Here is a 7,394-nt window from a genome sequence, read left to right as displayed (position 1 = left end):
GCCGCTCTCGGGGCGGCCTGTCGACCAAGCTGCATCTCGCCTGTGAGCAGGGCCAGCGGCTGCTGGCGGTGGTGCTCACCGCCGGGCAGCGTGGGGACGCACCGCAGTTCACCGCGGTCATGGACGCCATCCGGGTGCCCCGGCTCGGACCGGGCCGGCCCCGAATCAGGCCCGAGGTCGTCCGCGCCGACAAGGCGTACTCCTCGCGGGCGATCCGCGCTCATCTGCGCTCACGCGGCATCCGCTGCACGATCCCCGAACCGGCCGACCGTGTCGCCGCCCGGCGGCGGCGTGGCAGTCGTGGTGGGCGTCCCCCGGCGTTCGACTCGACCGACTACCGCGTCCGCTCAGCGGTGGAATGCGGCATCAACCGGCTCAAACGTCACCGCGGCGTCGCCACCCGATTCGACAAACTCGCCGTCCGATACGAAGCGAGCGTTCTCATAGCTGCCATCAACGACTGGCTGACCCGGCTTTGAGACACGCTCTAGACGCCGAGGCTCGGGCCCGCATCGCCGCCGTGCTGGAGGAGGAGGCGGCCGGCGGGGTCACGGTCGTGCACGCCACCCACGACCTCGACGCCGCCCTGAACGCCGCCCATTGCCTCGTCCTCCACGCCGGCCGCCTCCTGCGCCAGGGCCCACCGGCGACGACCCTCATCGAGACGAGAAAGGATGGGTGCGCGATTTCTGTTTCGCAGCTCCGCTCGGGGCACGGCACGGGATGAGAGCCGCTCGCTTGAGGCGGTGGCCCACCCGCTGCCCCTGAAGCTCCATCGGGCGCTGTCCCACGCGGGCACGGCGACCGCCTCCCGCCTGGGACGCGGAGTTCCCCATGTCTGCCCCGGCCCACCGCCGGCGAGCTGGCCCGCGGGGCGGGCTCCCTTGACCGGCGCACGCCTGGCCCGCACCGCCTGGGCGTGTGCGCTGGGCTGGTGCAACACAGTGCGACCAGGCGGGCAGCAGTGACTGAAATTTCAGGAGATTTGATCTGAACTTATGGTGTATCAAGGTGCACGGCCCGTACTCCTTCTGGGTGTCAGAGGAGGCTTTCGTGAATTCTTCAGATGGCCGCGTCATCCTGTTCCTGATCATCGCCGTCACCGTGTTCGTCGCCGGGCGTCGTTACCAGTCGCTGATCTCGTCGCGTCAGGTGTGGCGCGACACGATGAAGGCGGCCTCGGCGCGCAAGCTCGTCGCGTCCAACGCCGCCAGGTCCATGCTGTGGGTGGGCGTCGTGACCCTGTTCGTCTTCTGGCTGGTCGCCAACCTCAACCGCATCATGTGAACCTCGCCGCCGGGCGCGCTCAGGCACGCCGCCGGGCCACGCGTCCGGCGGCGGCCAGCACGGCGGCGCCGGCGGCAGCCCAGCACACGGCCCGCGTCAGCCGCACGGCCCGCCGGATGTCGGCCACCTCCGGCTTGGGCCCGTCGCCCATCGTGGGCCGGTGCTCCGTACGCCCCCCGTACACGTTGGCCCCGCCCAGCGTCACGTCCAGCGCCCCCGCGAACGCCGCCTCGCACCGCCCGGAGTTGGGGCTGGGGTGCCGCCCGCCGTCGCGCAGCAGCACGGCGAGCGTCCGCGCCGGCGCGGGCCCGGCCAGTACGGTGATCAGCCCGGTCAGCCGGGCCGGCGCGTAGTTGGCCACGTCGTCCAGCCGGGCCGCCGCCCACCCGAAGCGCCGGTAGCGCGGCGAGCGGTGCCCGACCATCGCGTCCAGCGTGTTGATCGCCCGGTAGGCCAGCAGCCCCGGAATCCCCGCCACAGCCCCCCAGAACAGCGGCGCCACCGCCGCGTCCGAGGCGTTCTCGGCCAGCGACTCCACCGTGGCTCTGGCCAGTTCGGGAGCCTCCAGTGCGGACGGGTCGCGCCCGCACAGGTGCGGCAGCCGGGCCCGCGCCGCCGCCAGGTCGCCGGCCTCCAGCGCTGCCGCCATGTGGGCGCCCTCGCGGGCGAGCGTGGTGCCGCCGAGCACGGCCCAGGTCGCCGCCGCGGTCAGCGCGACGCGGGCCGGACGGTTCGGCACCCGCTCGGCCAGCACGCCGAGCGCCGCCGCGCTTCCCACGCAGATGGCCACGTGGAGCACGCCGTTGGCCTTCGCGTCCGCGTACAGCCTGGACTCCAGTTTGGCGGCGGCGCTGCCGAACAGCGCGACGGGATGCCCCCGGCGCGGGTCGCCGACGACCGCGTCGAGCATCACTCCCAGCGCGAGCCCGGCGGCACGATCACCCTGAATACGCATGAAGCACATCAGATCAGATGCGCGTACAGCTCATCCTCGTGGGAGTCCAGCCAGGCCGACGCCCGGCGGATCCGCTCCCCCGCGCCGTCCGCCCACATCCGCGCCCAGTTCCCGCCGCCGTCCGCGCGGGTGCGCATGACCTCGTACGACCGGTGGAAACGCAGTCTGGCCAGCTCCAGCAGCCGGCGCCGATCCCGGGGCGGAACCCCGTACACGTCGCAGAACGCCCGCAACCGCTCCCCCACCTCGACGCCGCGCAGCAGCGGATGCCGGTCGACGGGGTCGGCGATGGGCGCCCAGTGCCGCAGCGTGGTCACGACGTCGAACAGCCGCGTGGTCGGCCGGGCCAAATCGAAGTCGATCATCCCCACCGGCACCTGATCACGAGAAATCACGTTGTCCGGCCGTAAGTCACAATGCCCGATGATCTGCGGTGGCGCGTCGTCGTTCGACCCGCCCTCCCACCGGTGCCCGCTCAACGGGAACCCGGCCGTCGCGTCGTGGAACTCGCGCAGCAGCCCCGCCACCCCCGCGAGCGCCTCCTCACCGGCGCTCGCCGCGCTCAGCCCGCTCGCGCCCGGCAGAAAACTGAGCACCTCACGCCCGAGCCCGTCGACCCCCAGCACCCGCGGCGCCCCCTCGAACCCGGCCGCCTCCAGGTGCCTGAGCAGGGCGTGCACAGCGGGCGTGGCCGGACTGACGGGCCTGCGCACGGTGTCACCGACGCGCACCACCCCGTCGGTCACATCCCCGCCCTGCAGGGGTATTTCATGCAGGAGCGTCGCGAACATGCCAAGAGATCCTAGACCGAAACCGCCGTTCCGATGGAGAAAATCATGCACGCCGCCTACATCACCGCGCCCGGCCCGCCGGAGGCCATCACCTGGGGCGAGCTCCCCGTCCCCGGCCGCGGCCCCACGGACGTGCTGGTACGGGTGCGCGCCGTGGCGGCCGACCCGGTGGACACGTTCGTACGCTCCGGCGCCTACCCCGTCCCCATGCCCCTCCCCTTCGTCATCGGCCGCGACCTCGTCGGCCACGTCGAAGCGTCCGAAACCACCGCCTTCCCGCCCGGCCTGCCCGTCTGGTGCAACAGCCTCGGCCACGGCGGCAGGCAGGGCTCCTTCGCCGAGTACGCCACGGTCCCCGCCGACCGCCTCTACCCCGCCCCGGACGACCTCGACCCGCTCGACCTGGTCGCCGCCGCGCACCCCGCCGCCACCGCCTGGCTCGCCCTCGTCCGCCACGGCCGCCTGCGCCCCGGCCACCGCGTCTTCATCGGCGGCGCGGGCGGGAACGTCGGCTCCGCCGCCGTCGCCCTCGCCGCCTCCTCCGGCGCCACCGTCATCGCCACGGCCCACCCGCGCGACCACGCCCACGTCCGCGCCCTCGGCGCCACAGAGGTCCGCGACTACCGCACCGACCCCCCAGCCGCCCACCCGGTCCGCGACCCCAGCGTTCCCGGCGACCCGGGAGACTCCGGCGACCGGGGCGGCCCCGGCGACTTCGGTGAGCCGGGCGACCCGGGCGACTCCGGCGACCAGACACTCGACCACCCGGACATCCGCGACTCCATCGACCTGTACGTGGACACCTCCGGCCAGGGCGACCCCGCCACGGCCATCGACCGCCTCGCCCACCGCGGCCGCCTCGTCATCATGTCCGGCCTCCGCCAGGCCCCCGCCCTCCCCCTCGGCCGCCTCTACACCAAGGACGCCACCGTCACCGGCTTCGCCATCAGCAACGCCACCGTGCCCGAACTCGCCGACGCGGCCGCAGGCGTCATCCATCTCCTCCGCACCACCGCCTGGCGCCCCCGCATCACCGCCCGTCTGCCCTTGTCACAGGCGGCGGAGGCCCACCGCATGCTGGAGGACGGCCGAGCCCGCGGCAGGGTGGTCCTGGAGGCACCCGGGGCCGGCGGGAGCTGACACGGAGAAAACGTGTGCATGACAAGTCGCCGGATCATGCACAATAAGGCAGGAGCGCCCTTAGCTCAGCTGGATAGAGCACCGGACTTCTAATCCGACGGTCGCAGGTTCGAATCCTGCAGGGCGCGCTTCCGAGACCAGGCAATCCACGGGTTGACCTGGTCTTTTGCATGATCGCCCCGGTTGCGCCGTACGCAGCGGGAGGCCGCCGAGAGCAGCCCTGTGCCACTGCTCACGGAACATACGCGGAATGCTCGCCGCCACGTTTCCCCAGGTCGGCGCGGTTGTTTGGGTGCCCGGAACGGCGAAAGGACCCCGAGGTGTCCCGGGGTCCTGCCGTAGCTCCTGCGTCACGCCGCGAGTGCTTCCAAGATGCGCCGGTTGGCGATCTCCTGTTGGCCGTCGATGCACTTGGCGTAGACACGCAGCATCACGTCCACGCCATGTCCCGCTTTCTCGGCCGCTTCCGGTGCGTGCACGCCCGCGTTGAGCCAGAGTGACACGCGCCTGCCCAGAGTCGGTGCAGCCTCTGCCGCTCTGTGGCCTGGTCTTCTCCAGGGTCAGCAGCCCCCAGCCCCCTCTCTGGGAGTCGGCAGTCCTTCTGCCTCAGTCCCGCCGCCTCTGCCGGGCGAAGACCACCGAAGTACATGCAGGCGAACATGGCGGCCAGCATCGGCCCGCGCGACCGCCCCACGTAGGTCACTGTGGTGAGCAGTTCACGCGCCTGGCTGGGGCTGACCACCGAGCGCCGATCGACCTCGCCGCTCACCTTGGCCTTGCGGAACTTGACCTTGTGCCGCAGCCCATCGGCTGTGCTGCATCATGTTCAGCAGATCGTCGTACGCCTCCTGAGGAGTGTCGCCGCCACCGATCTCTCCTCTGCGCTCCGCGAAGAAATTGGCGCACTCGACATCGCCGGCGTAACAGTCGGGCGGGATTTCGTCCGGGTTCATGGGGAACGCGACCCAGACGCCCGGCTCATAGACACCGCCATACCGTGACATCACGATGGTGACTCCCATCTTTAGATGGTGCTCCCTTCCTTGCTCGGCCCGCTAGCCACTTCCTACTGCAGGGGGCTGGCAGTGCCTTGCGGGACATGTACGGGATGGTTTTTCGGGGCAAGGGAAAGATGGCACCGTATTCAGAGGTCAGGGGCCTGATCCAAGCGATACGCCAGCCCGCTATAAGGTCGCCGGCACTCCAGGCGCTGATGTTGGTCCAGGCGGGACGGTATGTAGCCATGATCGGCAGAGTTTGATCCGTGGGGTCAGAGTTCGAGAGCCTGGCAGAATCAGGGCGTGGACCTGCACTCCTCGCTGTTGAAGGCCGCTCAGCTCTGCTCCCCCCACATCCGAACTGAGGGCGGTGCCAGCACCTCCGATGCGCTGGAGTACCTGAAACACGGTGAATGGGAGATGGCCCTTCTCTTGCTTGAGGAGCTCGGCGACGCACGTCCCCAGTCGCCCGAGTTCTGGGATCTGCTGGCTGATGCCGCCCGAGCGATGTGGCTTGAGTCGCATGTCACCTGGTACGAGTGGCGACGCAGCGAGGCCCGGAACGGTGCGCTCCGGGCTGAGCTCTACCTCTTGCCCACCGAGGAGGGGGGTCGCAAGGTGCCGGTACTTCCCGGAAAAGGGCTTCGACCCATGTGGGATATCGGACGGCGCACGCCTGAGGGTGAGCTGTCGGTCAGTATCGCCTTCCTCTGGGTGGAAGGTCATACTCCGCTGGAACCGGGAGGGTGCGCACCTGTGCGACTTCTTCCCTTGACACCTGAGCACTGGAGACACCTAAAACCGCGTGACGTGGTCACCATGCACGAAATGCGACCACCCAGCGGAACAGCCCGCATCATCGAGGTAATGCCGCCCGTTGGGGCCGCTCCCTAGTTACAGCTCTAGTTGCATTCCAGCGCCGTCCCACGCTGTTCCAGAGGGACCGACCGCGTTCACTGGTCCGGGTTGAACCGACCAGAACGGGCACAATCCGAGCTGCTCATGCGGTTTGGTTTGAGACTTGATACGCCGTTGGAACCCCGCTTTTATCCGCCGTTCCATATGTGGAACAACGGGGGTTTCGTGTGTCCGGCGGGGTCGTCGAGGTCGGCGTTCTTCGAGTGCACTGATATGGGTTCTACGGGAGAGTAAGGCTGATCGGCTTACCGGAGCCCGGCCGGGGTGATGCCGGATTCGTGGCCGACGAGCGGTTCTCCGATCTGCTCCCTGGTGATCAGGTCCCAGGTTCGCACCGTGCGGTCCTCTCCGCCGGAGACGGCGATCAAGCGGCTGTTCACCTGAGTTACCGCGATGGCGTTGATGGCCCAGTCGTGGCCGGTCAGTGGTTCGCCGATCTGCGCTCTGGTGATCGGGTCCCATACTCGCAGCATGTGGTCCACGCCTCCGGAGACGATGACCGGGCGACCGCTCATCTGTGTGATCGCGACTGGGCCTCCGGCGGGTTCGTGGGCGAGGAGCGGGTCTCCGATCGGCTTTCCGGTGGCCAAGTCCCATAACCGCACTGTGCCTTCCCAGCCGCCCGACACGACGACCTGTCGGCCATTCACGTCACCGACCGCGACCGACGTGACGTTGCTTTTGTGGCCGGTCAACGGGTCGCCGATTTGCTTTCCGGTGGCCAGGTCCCATATTCGCACCGTGCCGTCGCGGCCGCCTGAGACTACAACCGGCCGGCCGTTCATCTCACTCGCCATGACCGAAGCGATGGTGCCACTGTGGCCGGTCAGCGGGTCTCCCATTTGTTTTCCGGTGGTCAGGTCCCATATCCGTATCGTGGCGTCCTTGCCGGCGGAGATGCCGACCGGGCGACCGTTCACCTGGCCGAACGCGACCGAGACGACGCTACGCTCGTGACCGATCAGCGGGCCTCCGATTTGTCGTCTCGTCGTCAGGTCCCATATCCGTATCGTGGCGTCCAATCCGCCGGAGAGGCCGATCGGCCGGCCATCCATCTGACCGACCGCGATCGAGAGGATGCGTTCGTAGCCGGTCAACGGCTCATCGGCCGTTTCTTCTATGGTCAAGCCGCCGATCTGCTTTCTCGTGGTCAGGTCCCATATCCGTACTGCGTCCCTGCCGGTGGATATGGCGATCGGTCGTCCGTCTACCTGGCCGGTTGCGATGGATATGACGGCGTCGCCGTGGCTGACAGGACCGGGGCCGACGTTGACGGAGAGCATCACGGCAAGGGTTACGACCACT

At 69.3% G+C, this 7,394-nt stretch carries 10 protein-coding genes and 1 tRNA gene; 5 read left to right on the top strand and 6 right to left on the bottom strand.

Going from position 1 to position 7,394, the window contains the following annotated elements:
* Positions 1-479: IS5 family transposase (locus tag ACWDXC_RS09035; protein ID WP_449979783.1), on the top strand; the 479-nt coding region annotated here is incomplete at its 5' end.
* Between the two features lie 8 nt (positions 480-487).
* On the opposite strand, the gene ACWDXC_RS09030 is transcribed toward ACWDXC_RS09035, so the two are convergent.
* Positions 488-616, bottom strand: coding sequence for a hypothetical protein (locus tag ACWDXC_RS09030; RefSeq protein ID WP_449979781.1), 129 nt, complete (start codon positions 614-616; stop codon positions 488-490).
* A 437-nt stretch (positions 617-1,053) separates the two neighbouring features.
* Between ACWDXC_RS09030 and ACWDXC_RS09025 the strand changes: the two genes are divergently transcribed.
* The gene (locus ACWDXC_RS09025; RefSeq protein WP_219503765.1) at positions 1,054-1,287 is read left to right on the top strand and encodes a hypothetical protein; all 234 of its coding nucleotides are present in this window, start codon (positions 1,054-1,056) and stop codon (positions 1,285-1,287) included.
* Positions 1,288-1,306: 19 nt separating this feature from the next.
* Here the strand turns inward: ACWDXC_RS09025 and ACWDXC_RS09020 are convergent, their stop codons facing one another.
* Together ACWDXC_RS09020 and ACWDXC_RS09015 are read right to left on the bottom strand one after the other, a co-directional pair.
* Positions 1,307-2,242, bottom strand: a complete 936-nt coding sequence (locus tag ACWDXC_RS09020; protein WP_449979779.1) for a cobalamin biosynthesis protein — start codon at positions 2,240-2,242, stop codon at positions 1,307-1,309.
* Between the two features lie 8 nt (positions 2,243-2,250).
* Complete coding sequence (locus ACWDXC_RS09015; RefSeq protein ID WP_449979777.1) at positions 2,251-3,033, bottom strand: phosphotransferase; 783 nt, start codon at positions 3,031-3,033, stop codon at positions 2,251-2,253.
* A 45-nt stretch (positions 3,034-3,078) separates the two neighbouring features.
* On the opposite strand from ACWDXC_RS09015, the gene ACWDXC_RS09010 reads away from it, so the two are divergent.
* Entirely contained in the window at positions 3,079-4,173 is a 1,095-nt protein-coding gene (locus ACWDXC_RS09010; RefSeq protein ID WP_449979775.1) for an NADPH:quinone reductase, read from the top strand.
* Between the two features lie 54 nt (positions 4,174-4,227).
* Positions 4,228-4,301: transfer RNA gene (locus tag ACWDXC_RS09005), tRNA-Arg, on the top strand.
* Positions 4,302-4,523: 222 nt separating this feature from the next.
* Here the strand turns inward: ACWDXC_RS09005 and ACWDXC_RS09000 are convergent.
* Together ACWDXC_RS09000 and ACWDXC_RS08995 are read right to left on the bottom strand one after the other, a co-directional pair.
* A complete protein-coding gene (locus ACWDXC_RS09000; RefSeq protein WP_449979772.1) occupies positions 4,524-4,676 on the bottom strand; it encodes a hypothetical protein in 153 nt (50 codons plus the stop codon).
* 213 nt (positions 4,677-4,889) lie between these two features.
* Positions 4,890-5,195 carry a hypothetical protein gene (locus tag ACWDXC_RS08995; RefSeq protein WP_449979770.1) on the bottom strand — a complete coding sequence of 102 codons (306 nt, stop codon included), beginning with the start codon at positions 5,193-5,195 and terminating at the stop codon, positions 4,890-4,892.
* A gap of 279 nt (positions 5,196-5,474) precedes the next feature.
* Between ACWDXC_RS08995 and ACWDXC_RS08990 the strand changes: the two genes are divergently transcribed.
* Positions 5,475-6,065, top strand: a complete 591-nt coding sequence (locus ACWDXC_RS08990) for a hypothetical protein (RefSeq protein WP_449979767.1) — start codon at positions 5,475-5,477, stop codon at positions 6,063-6,065.
* Between the two features lie 269 nt (positions 6,066-6,334).
* Here ACWDXC_RS08990 and ACWDXC_RS08985 read toward each other — a convergent pair whose 3' ends face one another.
* Positions 6,335-7,372 (bottom strand): WD40 repeat domain-containing protein, encoded by a 1,038-nt coding sequence (locus tag ACWDXC_RS08985; protein ID WP_449979764.1) that lies wholly within the window; start codon positions 7,370-7,372, stop codon positions 6,335-6,337.
* Between the last annotated feature and the right edge of the window lie 22 nt (positions 7,373-7,394).

The organism is Nonomuraea sp. NPDC003214, assembly GCF_053590035.1.
Note: the sequence above shows the minus strand (reverse complement) of the source record. Positions and strands in the feature narration are given on the sequence as shown.